Source organism: Janibacter massiliensis (assembly GCF_900289115.1).
GTDB lineage: Bacteria > Actinomycetota > Actinomycetes > Actinomycetales > Dermatophilaceae > Janibacter_A > Janibacter_A massiliensis.
On sequence record NZ_LT985196.1, the window covers coordinates 396,450 to 412,443 of the forward strand.

Below are 15,994 nucleotides of genomic sequence, written 5' to 3' on the forward strand. Positions count from 1 at the left end.
TTCACTCATCCCGTCACCTGTACACCAGCTCCTCTTACCCACTTCATCCTGCCTTCGTTGTGTGCTAGCTGCGCGGTCTCTCATGTGTCACGCGTCTTCTTCTTTCGTGTTCGTTTTTAAGGAGACAGAGGTGTAATATAAGACTCTCTATTCGTCGGCAGCGTCAGATGTGTATAAGAGACAGGCCCTATAAAGAGACAGGCCCGATCCGGAGGTGAACCCCCAGTGAGCAACGGCGCCCACCCGACGACGAGCGAGACCTATCTCGCCGTCCAACGCTCGGAGGAGTTCGCCGACCTGCGGCGGCGCTTCCGCGGCTTCGTCTTCCCCACCACGGCCTTCTTCCTCGCGTGGTACTTCCTCTACGTCCTGCTGTCGATCTTCGCCCCCTCGCTCATGGGGACGAAGGTCGCCGGGAGCATCACCATCGGTCTCCTCATGGGCCTGGGCCAGTTCGTGACGACCTTCGCGATCACGTTCCTCTACGCCCGCTGGGCCGGCCGTGAGTTCGACCCGCGCGCCGACGCCATCGGTGCCCGCCTCGACGGCGGGGGGAGCCACTGATGACCGCGCTCGCCACCGCCAGCGGTGCCGGGGTCGGCAACCCGCTGCTGAACATCGGCATCTTCGCCGCCTTCGTCCTCGTCACGCTCGGCATCGTCATCAAGGTCGCCTCCGGCCAGAAGACCGCCGGCCAGATGTACACCGGCGGCGCCGCCTTCTCCGGCAAGCAGAACGGCGTCGCCATCGCCGGTGACTACCTCTCGGCTGCGAGCTTCCTCGGCATCGCCGGCGCCATCGCGCTCCAGGGCTACGACGGCTTCCTCTACTCGATCGGCTTCCTCGTCGCCTGGCTCGTCGCGCTCCTGCTCGTGGCCGAGCTCATGCGCAACACCGGCCGCTTCACGATGGCCGACGTCCTCTCGTACCGGCTCAAGCAGCGGCCGGTCCGCATGGCCGCGGCGACCTCGGCGTTGTCGGTGAGCTTCTTCTACCTGTTGGCGCAGATGGCCGGCGCCGGGGCGCTCGTCTCGCTCCTGCTCGGCGTCACCGGTGCGACGGCCCAGAACGTCGTCATCGCGGTCGTCGGGGCCGTCATGGTCGCCTACGTGATGATCGGCGGGATGAAGGGCACCACCTGGGTGCAGATCATCAAGGCCGTAATCCTCATCGCAGCGACGGCGATCATGACCATCTGGGTGCTCGCCCTCTTCAAGTTCAACCTGTCCGGGGTGTTCACCGAGGCCGTCACCATGACCAAGGGCTCGGCCGACCCGAAGACGGCGGCGGCGGCCGACAAGCTGCTCACGCCCGGCCTGAAGTACGGCAAGACGACGACGACGAAGATCGATTTCATCTCGCTGGCGATGGCGCTCGTCCTCGGCACCGCCGGCCTGCCGCACGTCCTCCAGCGGTTCTACACCGTCCCGACGAGCAAGGCCGCCCGCAAGTCGGTCGAGTGGGCGATCTGGCTCATCGGCGGGTTCTACCTGCTGACGCTCGTCATCGGCTTCGGCGCGGCCGCCCTCGTCGGCCCGGACGCGATCGCCAAGGCCCCGGGCAAGGCGAACGCCGCCGCTCCGCTGCTCGCCTACGAGCTCGGCGGCTCCCCGCTGCTCGGCATCGTCTCCGGCATCGCCTTCGCGACGATCCTCGCCGTCGTCGCCGGCCTGACGATCACGACGAGCGCGACCTTCGCCCACGACCTGTACAACCAGGTCTTCAAGCACGGCAAGGCCACGCCCGAGGAGGAGGTCAAGGTGGCCCGCTGGGCCGCGGTCGGCGGCGGCGTCATCGCGATCCTCGGCGGCATGCTCGCCAAGGACCAGAACATCGCCTTCCTCGTCGCCCTCGCGTTCGCCGTCGCGGCGAGCGCGAACCTCCCGACGATCCTCTACTCGCTGTTCTGGAAGCGGTTCAACACCCGCGGCGCGGTCTGGTCGATCTACGGCGGTCTGCTGTCGGCGGTCGGGCTGATCTTCTTCAGCCCCGTCGTCTCGGGCAAGGGCGTCGACCCGGCGACCGGCAAGACGCTCTCGATGCTCCCGGCGTCGATCGACTTCCACTGGTTCCCGCTCGACAACCCCGGGCTCGTCTCGATCCCGCTCGGGTTCTTCCTCGGGTGGCTCGGCACGGTGACGAGCAAGGAGTTCAACGAGGACAAGTACGCGGAGATGGAGGTCCGTTCCCTCACCGGTCACGGCGTGGCGGAGGCCATCGACCACTGACCCGTCCCCGCACGGCCGAGGGGCCCGTCACCGTCACCGGTGGCGGGCCCCTCGTCGCGCGCGTCGCGGGTCAGCAGGTGATCTCGAAGGAGACCTTCTTCGTCGCGCCGTCCATGCCCTGGACGGCGATGTCCGAGCCCTTCGCGGACTTCGGCTCGAGCTGCAGGCCCGCGGCGTCCTCGCTCGCGAGGACCGTGCTGCCGTCGGTGACGACGACCGAGACCTTGCCGTCCTTCTTGCCGATGAGCAGGCCGCTCTTGGAACCCTCCGACTCGGTGGCCGTGTAGGCGGCGGTGGTGGAGCTGGTCAGGCAGGACGCCTCGGACAGCGTGACCTTGGGGCCGCCGTCGATGCTCATCGAGCCCGAGCCCGACGCGATGGTGCTGTCGCCCGCGGCGACCTCGGTCGGGGACTCGGACGGGCCGGCGGTGGTGACCCCGCCCGAGGAGTCCGACGCGCTCGGGCTGGAGGCGTCCGGCGCGGACGAGGTCGTGGACTCGGGGGCGGAGCTGCTGGCGGAGCTGGACGACGGCGGGCTGTCGTTCCCCAGGCTCCCGCAGCCGGTGAGGATGATGACCGCCGCGACGACGGCGGAGGTACGCACTGGCATGCGGCGCATCGGATTCCCATCGATGGTCGGTGTCGAGGTCCCGTCGATCGTCCCAGAACGGGCCGATCCGCGCAGGCGGTCACTGCCAATGGTCGGGGTATTCCAGCCCTCGGGGCGGCTTCCGGTAGATGCGCGACCGGATCTCCCGCTCGCGGGCGACGACGTCCTCCTTCGTGTCACCGGTGAGCCACATCTGCAGGAGCATGACACCGGCTGCCGTCATGTCCGCCTCGACGAGGACGTCCTCCCGCTGGCGGGTGTGCCGGACGAGCACGCCCTCCGCCTGCTCGAGGTGGTCGACGTAGTCGTAGTCGAGGATCTCCTCGACCGGTCCGGTCGACGTCGCGGTGATGAGCGTGATGAGGGTGTAGCACCGCGTCTCGCCGTCGAGCCACACTTGCCACGGCGTCCGGCCCGGCAGCCGACGGCCGGTCCGGACGAGCTCGAGGTTGTCGCCGAAGAGGTTCGCCCCGAAGGAGTACGCGTAGTTGTAGTGGTAGCTGTGCGCTGCGCGCGGGTTGATCTCGGTGAGCGCGATCGTCCCGTCCGGGAGGATCCAGAACTCGAGGTTGAAGAACTGGTTGAGGTAGCCCAGGTCCCGCATCCGGCCCATGTAGTCCTCGACCCACGCCTCGATCTCGTGGGCCTTGTCGACCCCGACGGAGATCGGCGGGGTGATGTACCCCAGCGCCTCGTGCCCGCGGAAGTAGACCTCCTCGGTGAGCGCGTAGTGGACGATCTCGCCTTCGGCGGTGATGTACCCCTCGTAGCAGTACTCGACGCAGCGGGACATGTCGACGAGGTGCTCGCCGAGGAACGGCGGGACCACCGGCGGCATCGCGTCGGTCATGCCCTTCGTGTACGCGGCGTTCTGCGCGGCGATGAGCTGCTGGAGGTCGGTGTCGGCGCGGTAGGCGGCGAGCACCTGCCGTAGCCCGTCCTCGTCCTTGATCTTGTAGATCCCCCGTCCGAGGGACAGCGAGGTGTTCTTGAGCATGAACGGCCACTCGGCGATGGAGTCGATGATCTCGTCGTCGCTCTGGGCGAGCGGGTCGATGGCGACGAACCAGAACGCGTCGGCCTCGAGGGTGCGCATGAGGTACTTGTTCATGCAGTGCAGGAACGCCAGCCTGCGGGGGACCGCGTTGCCCAGGCGCTCGTTGATGAGGACGTGGTGGAAGGCGTCCTTCTGCGCGTACCCGGCGACCGCCTCCACGCCCTTGGCCCGGCAGTCGGCGGCGACCGCGTCCATCTCCTGCTCGCTCCAGCCGTCCGGGGTCAGGACGTGGACGTCATAGGTCTCCCGCAGCTCCTCGAGCGCGGTCGCCATGTAGGGCTGGGGGCCCAGAAAGCCGACCGCGACCTTCGAGCCGGGTACGTCGTCCATCGTTCCTCCTCGACCGGGCACCATCGGGCGGGCACCTCGGACCGATTCAATCCCGCCGCGGTGACGGGCGGGTGAACGGGCCGTCTCCGGCCGTGGCGGCTGCCCCGTCAGAGGTCGAGGCTGCTGCCCCGGAAGCGGTCCTGGAGGAACCGGCCCTGGTCGCGCAGCTTCTGCGCATCGCCGGCGTAGAGCGCCTCGGACACCGCCCCGAGCTTCTCCGCGAGGATCTCCAGCTGGCCGTTGAGCTCCTCGTGCGGGGTCTTCCCGGACGCCCCCTTGTGGCTCATCGCGTACCGCAGCGGCAGGTTGAGGTACGCCTCGAGCGACGTCGGGACGTAGTCGCGGATCGTCTGGCCGACGACGAAGAGGTCGTCCGGGGAGGTGGCCAGGCCCTCGGCGCGGTCGAGGATCTCCGTGAGGCTCGCCATCACCGCGTCGAGCCGGTCGCGGGTGTCGGGGGCGAGCCGCGAGCGCCACGCCGCGACCCGCGTCTGGAGCGACGCGAGCTCCTCCTTGAGCCGCGTCGCCTCGACCGCACCGAAGCCGCCGACCGTGAGCTTCGCCTTCTCCCGGGGCGCCAGGAGCGCCCCCGCGCCGTAGAGGCCGGCCACGACGACCGGCCACAGGTCGCCGGCGAGCCCCGTGGGGAGCGTCGCGGCGAGACCGGCGAGGCCGGCGGCGCTGCCGACGATGTTCTTCGTCGACCCGAGGTAGTGCAGGACGGGGTTCGTCACTGGTACCCGCGGATCTCGCGGAAGGCCGCGGTGAGGTCGCCCGATCCTGCGTCGAAGACCTTGCCGCCCGTCGCCTCGGTCAGGCCCTTGAGCTCGGCGGGGTCGGCGTCGCCGAAGCGGACGGCGAAGACAGGGATGGCCCGCTGCTCCGCCGGCCAGGAGTCGTACCGGCGGCGGAACTCCGCCAGCCCGATGCCCTGGGTGTTCTCGCCGTCGGTCATGACGACGATCGACGTGAACGTGTCGGGGTTGCGGCTCTTGAGCCCCGCCGCGATGTCGTACGCCTTCTCCGTGCTCGCGAAGATCGCCGTCCCGCCGCGGGCCGAGAGCGCGTTGCCGCTGTCCCGGATCCGGCGGCGGGCGTCGTCACCCTTCGCCCCCGGCGCGATGAGGTACTCCTGCGGCTCCATCGGGAACCCGGCGAACGGCAGGAGGACGACCCGTTCGCGGTCTCGGAAGGTGGTGAACCGGTCGGACCCCTGCTGCGACCCCTGACCGGTGAGCGCCCCGAGCGCGGACTTGAGCTGGTCGAGCCGGGGTCCCTCCATCGAACCGGAGACGTCGAGGACGTAGACGGTCTGGGTGGGGCGGCGCAGGTCCTGCAGGTAGCTCTCGATGAGGCCGTCAGCGACCTGCCGGGAGGCGGGGAACGGCTGCTCGAGCAGCACGCCCTTGCCGAACTTCGGGTCGAGCTTCACCGACGGGACGGCCGGCCGCCGCGAGGTGGTCTCCATGATCAGCTGCTGCGCCTCGGGGGTGCGCAGCCAGGCCGCGAGCTCGTCGTAGGCCGCCCGCTTCTCCGGCGCCGCGGACTTCAGGAGCGCGAACGGGTAGTCGGCGGTGACGACCCCGTCCTTGGGGCGGACGATCGTCAGGGGCTCGCTCAGCTGCCCGCCGTCGTTCAGCTCGAGAAGGACCGACTCGTAGTTCACGAGCCCGTCGACCGCGTCCGCGCCCGTGCGTCCCTGGGCCTTGACGTACGCCTCGGCGAGCCAGCCCGACGAGCCGGAGGTGAGCGTCTGGCCGCCGAAGAACGCGCGCAGCCCCGGGCGGGCCGAGGCCACCTTCGAGGAGTCCAGTGCCGACCCGCCGCCGGACAGGGCCGTCGCGACCCCGACGAGCGCGGAGAACCCGGAGTTGCTCGCCGAGGGGTCGGTCATCCCGAACCGGAACTTCTTCGCCTTGGCCGCGTCCGCGATCTGGCCCCACGTCGGGGCGCTCGCGTCCCAGCCGAGCTCCTTGGCCTTCGACTCCCGCACGCCGAGGACGACGGGCGAGGTCATCGTCCGCGTCGACGTCGCCACCGCGCCCTTCCCGCCGGGGAGGAGGTTGAGGTAGCGGTTGGAGGAGAACCAGATCGCGTCGGCCGAGGACTCGGCCCCACCGGACGCGACCTGCTCGGCGCCCTCGAGGGTGCCGGTGTACGTGAGCTCGACCCGGACGCCCGTCGCCTCGCGCGCCTTCTCGAGGACGGGGGCGAGGTCCTTGATCTCCGAGCCGGCGAGGACGCGCAGCACCTGCTCGTCGCCGGCGCCACCGCCGTCGGCCCCGTCGTCGCCGCTGCCCGAGCACGAGGACAGCAGGAGCGCGGGCAGGAGGAGCAGGGCGATCAGGACCGCCCGGGCGCCGGCGAGCCGCTGCGCCTCACGCATGGCCGATCGGCCCCTCGAGCCGCTCCTGCTGCTCCCGCGCCCGGCTGAGGTAGCTGTTCGCCTTGCCGAGCTCGCTCTCGAGGGTGGAGACCGTCGCGGCCATCGAGTCGACGGCCTGGACCTTGAAGGTGTCGATCGCGTCCATCGTCGCGTACACGTTGGCGAAGGACTGCTTGAGCGCGTCGAGGCTCACCGTGCTGCTCGCGGCCTGGGTGTGGATCTCGCCCGTCTGCTTCCGCAGCATCTCCGAGGTGCTGACGATGAGGTTGCTCGTCGTCGTGTTGAGCGCGGTGATCTGGTCGAGGACGAGCTTCTGGTTCGCCAGCGCCTGGGCGACGACGATCGCCGTGCGCAGGGCGGAGACGGTCGTCGTCGTCGCCCGCTCGACGCCGCGGATGAGCTCGGTGTTGTTCTTCCGCACGAGGTCGAGCGCGAGGTACCCCTGCGCCGAGACGGCCAGCTGCGTGAGCAGGTCCTGGTGCTTCTGGCGGATGACGAAGAGCAGGTCGGACGTCAGCTGGTCGGCCCGCTCCGGGTCGGTGAGACGGACGGTCTCGATGTGCTGGACGATCGCCGCGTCGAGGCTCGCCGCGAGGACCGCGTACTCCTGCATCCGCTGCATCGTCGCCCAGAGGTTGACCTTCTCCCCCTCGATCGCCGCGTTGTCCTTGCGGAGCTCCTCCTGCCCGCGCTGGAGGGTGACGATGATCTTCTCGAGGTGGGTCTGCGCGCTCGCGTACTTGGCGAAGTAGTCCTTGACGTTGTCCATGAACGGCAGCCGGGAGATGAACCCGCCGAGACCCCCCTGGTTGACCTGGCTCGGGTCGAGGTCCTCGATCGTGCGCCGGAGCTCGACGAGGCCGGTCGCCACTCGGGCCTGGCCGACGTCGCCGCCCCCGCCGCGGGCCTCCTGCAGCGCCCGGACGGGCCGCTCGAGCATCCGGTTCGCGACCTGGCTGGCGGCGCGGACGTCCCGGTCGCCCATGATCGCGATGTCGCGGACCTTCGCGTTGAACTCCGGCTGCCGGGGGTCCATCTCGGCGAGCTGGGTGACGAACGCCTGGGCCTTCTGGGCGAGCGCGTCGAGCTGCGCCGGCTCCAGCGGCACCATCGTCCCGGCCTGCTCCGGCGCGATGGCCGGCACGGGCGCCGGGGGGTGCAGGACGAGGTCGCTCGACGTCGTCGGAGCCTCCGAGGCGGCTGCCAGCGGGCTGCCGATGTCGAGCGACGAGGACGGGGCGGCGGTCGCGACGGGCGGCGCCGGGGTCGCCGGCGTCGTGGGCTGCGGGACGGGCTGCGGCTGGTCGGTCATGGTCTCCCCTGGTGACGTGACGGTGCGGTCAGTACTTCTTCTCGATGCCGACGATGAGGCCCTCGAGCCGCTCGTACGCCGGCGGCTCGATGACGTCGATGAGCTCGGGCGGGGCCTTGACGCCCTTGTCCTTGAGCACGGCTGCGAAGACGGCGCGGTCACGCGGGCGGAAGCCGTGGATGGCCGCGAGACGCTGCAGCTCGGGGTCCTCGGCCAGGAGCCGACCGAGCTCCTTGCCGGGCGCGCTGAACGAGACGACCGTGTGCTTGGAGGTGACGTCCGGCACCGGGTGCGCGAGGACCATGTCGTCGCCGATCGAGCCGTCCTTCGCCAGCTGCCGCTCGAGGAACTGCGCCTCGTAGCAGAGCACCATCGGGGTCTTGCCCATGCCGATGCTCAGGTAGTCCTCGAACGGCCCGTCCGAGCTGCTGTCGCTGTAGCCCTGGTCGAGGAAGAGCGGGGCGACCTGCGGCAGGACCTTCTGCTCCTGCGCCTTCGACCTGACGACGGCACCGTCGTTGGCGACGTAGGCGGCCAGCGCGAGGAACATGGCGGCGGAGTTCGACTTCCGGACGTCGCTCGTCGTCACGAGGACCGACTTCGACGCCGGGTAGGCCCCGTTGCCCTTGACCTCGTTCCACCGGGTGCGCTTGCCGACCGTCGCCAGGTAGCGGTCGACGTGGAAGACGACCTGGCCGTGCTTGCCCGTGGTGAAGATCCCGGTCGGGCGGAGGGCGTCGACGATGGGTGCGAAGGTCGCGACCGCCATCGGCGTGCTGAACGGGGTGACGGTCCCGTTCGTCGTGTGCTCCTTGCGGATGCGGTCGGCCGCGGGCGTGGAGCTGGGGAAGGCGAAGTCGTACTCCTCGAGCTTCGGCAGGCTCGCGATCTCCCGGGACCCGGCCGTGTCGATCCGAACCTCGTACCCGTGCTCGGCCAGGACGCGCTTGACCTCCGGGTCCTCGAAGTAGGGCTTCTTCTCCGAGCCCACGACGCCGGTGACGACCGTCAGGTCCCGCGGGCCTCCTCCTGCGGCGATCCCACCCCCGCCCCGACCCGTCCCGAGGACGACGGCGGCCACGACGCCGAGGAGCAGGGCCACGGCGAGCGCCACGCCCAGCCACTTCTTCATCGCACCGATCTCCCCACCGACCAGCCAGCGGCGCCGAGGTCCGACGCCCGTCATGCGAAGCGTAACCACCGCACCCGACAGCCACCCTGACGGATGTCATGGCCCACCCGCGACGGACGACCCCGGTCTCGGACCGGGAGGCTGGGCATCATGGGCGCGTGACGCAGCGAGGGTGGGGATGACGGCCGGACCGGCCCTGGTCCCGACCGACACCGCACGGGCGCGTCGGTCGCTGGAGCGTCGCAACGCCCTCATGGCCGCGGTGTGGCTCGTCTTCCTCCTCTTCCCCGTGGCCGGGGTGGCGACGAGCGACGCCTCTGCCGCGGCCCGCGCGGCCGGGATGGTGGGACTGGCCGTCTTCGCCGCACTCGACCTCCTCGTCACCGTCCGCCTGGGGCCGCCGGAGCGCTGGGGAACGGGCGACCGGGTGGCCCTGGGAGGGATCTGCGGGTGCTGCCTCGTCGCGATCGGTCTGGTCCCCCTCCTCGGCTCGGGCGTCACCGGCCTGCTGCCCTACGTCGTCTCGCTCACGGCCTACGCCCTCCCGCTGCGCCCGGCGATCGCGAGCCTCGTCGCCGCGGTCGCCGTCGCGGTCGGGGGACCGGCCCTGTTCGGGGACCTCGCCCAGTGGTGGCCCCTCGCGGTCATCGTCCTGGCCGTGGGCGGGCTCACCCTCGGTGGGCGCCTCGTCGAGAGCCGCGCGCAGGAGGTCCAGGAGGCGCGTGAGCAGGCGCGGATCGCCGACGAGCGGGACCGGATGGCCCGCGACGTCCACGACGTCCTCGGCCACACGCTCACCGTCATCGCCGTGAAGACCGAGCTCGCCCAGCGGCTCGTCGACCTCGACCCGGACCGGGCGCGCGCCGAGATCGCCGAGATCGGTGCCCTGTCCCGGCAGTCGCTCGCCGAGATCCGGTCCACCGTCTCCGGTCTGCGCGTCGCCCGGCTCACCGACGAGCTCGAGGCTGCCCGTCAGGCCCTCGCCGGCGCGAGCATCGACGCGCACCTGCCGCACGACGTGGAGGAGGTCGACCCGCGGCACCGGATCACCGTCGCGTGGGCCCTGCGGGAGGCCGTGACGAACGTCGTGCGCCACGCCCGGGCCCGCGAGTGCACCGTGACGTGGGGCCGGGCGACCCTCTGCGTCGAGGACGACGGCGTGGGAGCCGCGGGCGGGCGGTTCGGCAACGGCCTCACCGGCCTGCGGGAGCGCGTCACGGGGGCCGGTGGCACGCTCGAGGTGGGTCCCCGTCCGGACGGCACCGGAACGCGGGTCGAGGTCACCCTGCCGATCGGAGCGCAGTCATGATCCGGGTCCTTCTCGCAGACGACCAGGCGATGGTCCGCGGCGCCCTCGCCACCCTCCTCGACCTCGAACCCGACATCGAGGTCGTCGCGCAGGTCGGCCGAGGCGACGAGGTCGCGAACGCCGTCGCGACGACGCTCCCGGACGTCTGCCTCGTCGACATCGAGATGCCGGGGACGGACGGGATCGAGGCGACCCGGGCCGTCCGCGCCCGGTACCCCCAGGTGCACTGCCTCATCGTCACGACCTTCGGCCGTCCGGGGTACCTGCGCCGAGCGCTCGAGGCGGGCGCCAGCGGATTCGTCGTCAAGGACGCCCCCGCCGACGAGCTCGCCGACGCGGTCCGCCGGGTCGCCGCGGGCCTGCGGGTGGTCGACCCCGCCTTGGCAACGGCCTCCCTCGTCGAGGGCCGCAACCCCCTCACCCCTCGGGAGCAGGACGTGCTGCGCGAGGCGCTGTCCGGTGCGACGGTCGCCGACATCTCGCGCCGGGTGCACCTGTCCCCCGGCACCGTGCGCAACCACCTGTCGTCGGCGATCGGCAAGACGGGCACCGGCACCCGCGTCGAGGCGGCAGCCGTCGCCCGCGACCGCGGCTGGCTCTGACGGCAGGGGCGTCCGCTCGGCGCGCGGTGGTGCCGCTGGTCGGCCCGGCCATGGACGCACGGTTGTGCGCCACGTCACGTGACGACAGGGTGTACCGAGGCAGCACCCGCACGAGCACGCTCAACGAGGAGATCCCGTGTCCGAGACCGCACCCGTCCCCGATCTCGCCCCGTCGCCGCAGCTCGCGGCCGACGCGAACGGTCAGCCCGAGCTCTTCGAGGAGGCCACGGCCGACCTCGAGGGCTTCTGGGCCCGGCAGGCACGCGAGCGGCTCACGTGGGACACCGACTTCGAGCAGGTCCTCGACTGGAGCGAGGCCCCGTTCGCGAAGTGGTTCGTCGGCGGGCGGCTCAACGTCGCCCACAACTGCGTCGACCGGCACGTCGAGGCCGGCAACGGCGAGCGGGTGGCGATCCACTTCGAGGGGGAGCGCGGCGACACCCGGACCCTCACCTACGCCGACCTCCAGCGCGAGGTCGCGAAGGCCGCGAACGCGCTCACCGAGCTCGGCGTGCAGACCGGCGACCGGGTCGCGATCTACCTGCCGATGATCCCCGAGGCGATCGTCACGATGCTCGCGTGCGCGCGGCTCGGCGCACCCCACTCGGTCGTCTTCGGGGGGTTCTCCGCGGACGCGCTGAAGTCCCGGATCCTCGACGCGCAGGCCCGGGTCGTCGTCACCGCCGACGGGCAGTTCCGCAAGGGCACGTCGCTGCCGCTGAAGAAGGCCGTCGACGAGGCGATCGACCACATGGGGGCCGACTCGCCCGTCGACCACGTCCTCGTCGTGCGCCGCACGGAGGGCGAGGTCGCTTGGGACGACGCCCGCGACCAGTGGTGGCACGAGCTCGTCGACCGTCAGCCCGACACCCACGAGGCGCAGGCCCACGACAGCGAGCACCCGCTGTTCATCCTCTACACCTCGGGCACGACCGGGAAGCCGAAGGGTATCCTGCACACCTCCGGCGGGTACCTCACCCAGGTCGCGTACACGAACGCGATCGTCCACGACCTGCGCCCGGAGACCGACGTCTACTGGTGCACCGCGGACATCGGCTGGGTCACCGGCCACAGCTACCTCGTCTACGGCCCGCTCGCGAACGGCGCGACCCAGGTCGTCTACGAGGGCACCCCGGACAGCCCGCACCAGGGCCGCTGGTGGGAGATCGTCGAGAAGTACAAGGTCTCGATCCTCTACACCGCACCGACGGCCGTGCGCGCGTGCATGAAGTGGGGTGCGGACATCCCGGCGAGGTACGACCTGTCGAGCATCCGCATCCTCGGCAGCGTCGGCGAGCCGATCAACCCCGAGGCGTGGCGCTGGTACCGCGAGCACATCGGCGGCGGCAGCGCCCCGATCGTCGACACGTGGTGGCAGACGGAGACGGGCGCGATCATGATCAGCCCGCTGCCGGGCGTGACGACCCTCGAGCCCGGGTCAGCGCAGCGGCCCGTCCCCGGCATCAGCGCCGAGATCCTCGACGACGAGGGCAAGCCGTTCACCGAGCCCGAGAAGGTCGGCTACCTCGTCCTGACGAAGCCGTGGCCGTCGATGCTGCGGGGCATCTGGGGCGACCCGGACCGCTACCGGGAGACGTACTGGTCACGCTTCGGCCCCGAGTACTACTTCGCGGGCGACGGCGCGAAGTACGACGCGGACGGCAACATCTGGCTGCTCGGCCGGGTGGACGACGTGATGAACGTCAGCGGCCACCGGCTGTCGACGGCGGAGATCGAGTCCGCGCTCGTGTCGCACCCGGCGGTCGCGGAGGCCGCCGTCGTCGGCGCGAGCGACGAGATGACCGGCCAGGCCGTGTGCGCCTTCGTCATCCTGCGCGGCGCCGCCGTCCCCGCCGACGGGGACACCGACGCGGTCGTCCAGGAGCTCCGAGCCCACGTCGGGAAGGAGATCGGCCCGATCGCCAAGCCGCGGTCGATCATGGTCGTCACCGAGCTGCCGAAGACCCGCTCGGGGAAGATCATGCGTCGCCTGCTGCGCGACCTCGCCGAGGGCCGGGAGGTCGGCGACGCGACGACGCTCGCGGACAGCTCGGTCATGCAGACGATCCAGCAGGGCATGACGGGCTGACCGGGGCGACCGGGGCCCGTCAGCCGGGAACGGCGGCGGAGTCCCGGCCACCCATCGGGGTCCACACGCCGCGCTCGATCATCACCGCACGCAGGACGTCGGGGCGGTCCGTGATGATCCCGTCCACCCCGGCGTCGAGCAGGCGGTGCATGAGATCGGGCTCGTCGACGGTCCACACGACGACCCGCACCCCGAGCCGGTGGGCCCGCACGATGAGCCGGTCGGCGAAGATCGGCACCGCGCCGAGCTGGATCGGCACGTGCGCGAACTGGCCCGTCGCCACCCGCCGCGGCAGGAACGTCCGCACCTTCGACGCGCTGATGAGCGCGGTGAGCGAGCGCCAGCCGAGCGCGGTCCGCAGCCCCGGCGTCTGCTCCGCGAGCAGACCGAGCGCCCCGTCCGAGGCGCCGGCGACGCACACCCGCTCGGCGAGGTCCCGACGCTGGAGGAGCCGGGCCATCGGGGCGATCGCCGCGCGGTCCTTGAGGTCGACGGTGAAGCACGCGTCCGGCAGGGCCTCGAGCGCCTCGAGCAACGTCGGGATCGGCTCGGCCCCCTCGACCCGCACCTCGCGCAGCTGCTCGAGGGTCCGCGCGCCGACCCGGCCGGTCGCGTCCGTGCAGCGGTCGAGGGTGTCGTCGTGGAAGCACACGAGGTGCCCGTCGGCGGTGAGCTTGACGTCCGTCTCGAGGTACCCGAGCCCCATCCCGGCGGCCATCCGGAAGGCCGCGAGGGTGTTCTCGGGCGCCATCGCCGCGCCACCGCGGTGAGCGATGGCGAGCGGCCCCGGTCCCTGTCCGTAACGCGCCATACCCACCAGCGTGACGCGCACGCGGGGGTGGTCGACGCCATTCGTGGCCGGGACGACCCGCTGTTCACCGAGACTTCGCCCGGTTCACCCGGCGGCCACCTGAGCGCCACCGGCGGGCGGGCAGGCCGGGGGCGCGACGCGCGGCCGGTAGACTGCGACCAGCGCGCGACGGTCCCGCCGTCCCGCATGGTGTGCCGGGAAGCCTGGTCGGCGATCAAGCCCGTCGACCCCTCCGAGGAGCCATCGTGCCGTCCCCCGACACCCGCCCAGCACCGCCCTCGACCGGCGCCAGCCGGGTCTTCTCCCGCCCCAGCTGGCCCGAGGCGCGGTACGTCGCGGCCGCCCTGCGCACCGAGACGATCGGTGGTGCCCTCCTCCTGCTCGCCGCCGTCGCCGCGCTCGTCTGGGCGAACTCCCCGTGGCGCGAGTCCTACGCCGCGCTGCGCGACCTCGAGCTCGGGGTCGAGAGCCTCCACCTCCGCCTGAGCATCGGGCACTGGGCCGCCGACGGCCTGCTCGCGATCTTCTTCTTCGTCGCCGGGCTCGAGCTCAAGCGCGAGTTCCTCGTCGGCGACCTCCGCGAGGTGCGGCGGGCGGTCGTCCCCGTCGCCGCCGCCGTCTGCGGCGTCATCGTCCCGGCGCTGACCTACCTCGCCGTCGTCCACGGTCTCGGGGCGGGCGAGGCCGCTCGCGGCTGGGCCATCCCGACGGCGACGGACATCGCGTTCGCCCTCGCGGTGCTGGCGGTCATCGGCTCGCACCTGCCGAGCGCGCTCCGGTCGTTCCTCCTCACCCTCGCGGTCGTCGACGACCTCATCGCCATCACGATCATCGCGGTGTTCTACACCGACCACGTCGAGGTCCTCCCCCTGCTGCTCGCCCTGGTCCCCCTTGCCGCGTTCACCTTCCTCACGCAGCGCCGCATCACCCACTGGTGGCTCCTGGTCCCGATCGCGTTCCTCACCTGGGCCCTGGTCCACGCCTCGGGCATCCACGCCACCGTGGCCGGCGTCCTGCTCGGGCTCGCAGTCCCGGTCAAGCCGCGGACGCAGGTCCCCGCGGCGGCGACGATGAGCCGCAAGGCCGACGTCGCCCACCGTTTCGAGCACCTCGTCCGTCCCGTGTCCGCCGGGTTCGCCGTCCCGGCCTTCGCGTTCTTCGCATCGGGCGTGACGGTCGTCGGCGGCGGCCTGGGCGCGACGTTCGCGGACGAGGCCGCGATCGCCGTCGTCGTCGCCCTCGTCGGAGGCAAGCTCGTCGGCGTCCTCACCGGGACGTTCGTCGCCGCGAAGCTCACCCGCGCCACGCTCGACCCGTCCCTCGGGTGGTGGGACGTCGTCGGTGTCGCGCTCCTCACCGGGGTCGGGTTCACCGTCTCCCTCCTCGTCGGGGAGCTCGCGTTCGGCGCCGGGAGCGAGCGCGACGAGCACGTCAAGGTCGCGATCCTCACCGGATCGCTGCTCGCGGCATGCCTCGCGGCGGTCGTCCTGCGGGTCCGCAACCGCGTCCACCGGCGGATCCACGAGGAGGAGACCGCCGACGCCGACGCCGACGGGATCCCCGACGTCTACCAGGACGACACGGCCGTCCCGCCCGGCGCCCGCGCGGTCAGCGGATAGGCTGACGTGAACCTCAGCACCCGATCATTCGACGGAGCACCCCGATGAGCAGCGACCAGGACCGCACGCGCGGCGCCCACTCCTTCGACGCCGGCGCCCCCGCCGTCGAGACGCCCCGCACGCCGGAGCGGACGATCGGGCAGCTGGTCGCCGACGCGAGCGCCGACCTCAGCGCGATCATCCGCGGCGAGATCCAGCTCGCCAAGGCCGAGGTCACCAAGGGGCTGACGATCGGCGGCAAGGGCGTCGGCATGCTCGTCGGGGCCGGCCTCATGGGCCTGTTCGGCCTCATCTACCTGCTCCACGCGGCCGCGCGCGGCATCGGCGTCTTCCTCCCGGTCTGGGCGGGCTACCTCATCGTCGCGGCGGTCCTCTTCCTCGTCGCCGGCATCCTCGCCCTGCTCGGCATCAAGTCCCTGAAGAAGGCCAAGCCGGTCCCCGAGCGCGCCATCAAGAGCGCCAAGGACACGGTCGACGCGGTCAAGCACGCCGCCAACTGACGCCCCTGA

Annotated in this window: 14 protein-coding genes; 7 read left to right on the top strand and 7 right to left on the bottom strand. The window is 71.5% G+C overall.

The window, feature by feature from the left end; genetic code table 11:
- The first annotated feature begins 225 nt into the window (after window positions 1-225).
- Window positions 226-564 carry a DUF485 domain-containing protein gene (locus DAA34_RS01975; RefSeq protein WP_106817390.1) on the top strand — a complete coding sequence of 113 codons (339 nt, stop codon included), beginning with the start codon at window positions 226-228 and terminating at the stop codon, window positions 562-564.
- On the top strand, window positions 564-2,228 hold the full coding sequence (locus DAA34_RS01980) for a solute symporter family protein (RefSeq protein ID WP_106817391.1): 1,665 nt from the start codon (window positions 564-566) through the stop codon (window positions 2,226-2,228). Before DAA34_RS01975 ends, DAA34_RS01980 begins: the two co-directional genes overlap by 1 nt.
- A gap of 70 nt (window positions 2,229-2,298) precedes the next feature.
- On the opposite strand, the gene DAA34_RS01985 is transcribed toward DAA34_RS01980, so the two are convergent.
- The 6 genes from DAA34_RS01985 to DAA34_RS02010 all read right to left on the bottom strand — a co-directional run bounded on the left by DAA34_RS01985 (window position 2,299) and on the right by DAA34_RS02010 (window position 9,109).
- A complete protein-coding gene (locus tag DAA34_RS01985; RefSeq protein WP_158707555.1) occupies window positions 2,299-2,847 on the bottom strand; it encodes a hypothetical protein in 549 nt (182 codons plus the stop codon).
- Window positions 2,848-2,917: 70 nt separating this feature from the next.
- Window positions 2,918-4,225 carry an ATP-grasp domain-containing protein gene (locus DAA34_RS01990; protein WP_106817393.1) on the bottom strand — a complete coding sequence of 436 codons (1,308 nt, stop codon included), beginning with the start codon at window positions 4,223-4,225 and terminating at the stop codon, window positions 2,918-2,920.
- A gap of 107 nt (window positions 4,226-4,332) precedes the next feature.
- Entirely contained in the window at window positions 4,333-4,959 is a 627-nt protein-coding gene (locus DAA34_RS01995; RefSeq protein WP_106817394.1) for a hypothetical protein, read from the bottom strand.
- Window positions 4,956-6,611 (bottom strand): substrate-binding and VWA domain-containing protein, encoded by a 1,656-nt coding sequence (locus DAA34_RS02000; RefSeq protein ID WP_106817395.1) that lies wholly within the window; start codon window positions 6,609-6,611, stop codon window positions 4,956-4,958. The genes DAA34_RS01995 and DAA34_RS02000 overlap by 4 nt, the downstream gene beginning before the upstream one ends.
- A complete protein-coding gene (locus tag DAA34_RS02005) occupies window positions 6,604-7,923 on the bottom strand; it encodes a toxic anion resistance protein (RefSeq protein WP_106817396.1) in 1,320 nt (439 codons plus the stop codon). Before DAA34_RS02005 ends, DAA34_RS02000 begins: the two co-directional genes overlap by 8 nt.
- A 28-nt stretch (window positions 7,924-7,951) precedes the next feature.
- The gene (locus DAA34_RS02010) at window positions 7,952-9,109 is read right to left on the bottom strand and encodes a hypothetical protein (protein ID WP_199847398.1); all 1,158 of its coding nucleotides are present in this window, start codon (window positions 9,107-9,109) and stop codon (window positions 7,952-7,954) included.
- A 124-nt stretch (window positions 9,110-9,233) separates the two neighbouring features.
- On the opposite strand from DAA34_RS02010, the gene DAA34_RS02015 reads away from it, so the two are divergent.
- The 3 genes from DAA34_RS02015 to acs all read left to right on the top strand — a co-directional run bounded on the left by DAA34_RS02015 (window position 9,234) and on the right by acs (window position 13,055).
- Entirely contained in the window at window positions 9,234-10,364 is a 1,131-nt protein-coding gene (locus DAA34_RS02015) for a sensor histidine kinase (protein ID WP_158707556.1), read from the top strand.
- Entirely contained in the window at window positions 10,361-10,966 is a 606-nt protein-coding gene (locus tag DAA34_RS02020; protein ID WP_106817398.1) for a response regulator transcription factor, read from the top strand. The genes DAA34_RS02015 and DAA34_RS02020 overlap by 4 nt, the downstream gene beginning before the upstream one ends.
- A gap of 136 nt (window positions 10,967-11,102) precedes the next feature.
- Window positions 11,103-13,055 (top strand): acetate--CoA ligase, encoded by a 1,953-nt coding sequence (acs, locus tag DAA34_RS02025; RefSeq protein ID WP_106817399.1) that lies wholly within the window; start codon window positions 11,103-11,105, stop codon window positions 13,053-13,055.
- A gap of 19 nt (window positions 13,056-13,074) precedes the next feature.
- Here acs and DAA34_RS02030 read toward each other — a convergent pair whose 3' ends face one another.
- Complete coding sequence (locus tag DAA34_RS02030; protein ID WP_106817400.1) at window positions 13,075-13,866, bottom strand: glycerophosphodiester phosphodiesterase family protein; 792 nt, start codon at window positions 13,864-13,866, stop codon at window positions 13,075-13,077.
- Between the two features lie 245 nt (window positions 13,867-14,111).
- Between DAA34_RS02030 and nhaA the strand changes: the two genes are divergently transcribed.
- Window positions 14,112-15,485, top strand: coding sequence for a Na+/H+ antiporter NhaA (gene nhaA / locus DAA34_RS02035; protein ID WP_106817401.1), 1,374 nt, complete (start codon window positions 14,112-14,114; stop codon window positions 15,483-15,485).
- 44 nt (window positions 15,486-15,529) lie between these two features.
- Window positions 15,530-15,985, top strand: coding sequence for a phage holin family protein (locus tag DAA34_RS02040; protein WP_106817402.1), 456 nt, complete (start codon window positions 15,530-15,532; stop codon window positions 15,983-15,985).
- The last annotated feature ends 9 nt before the right edge of the window (window positions 15,986-15,994 follow it).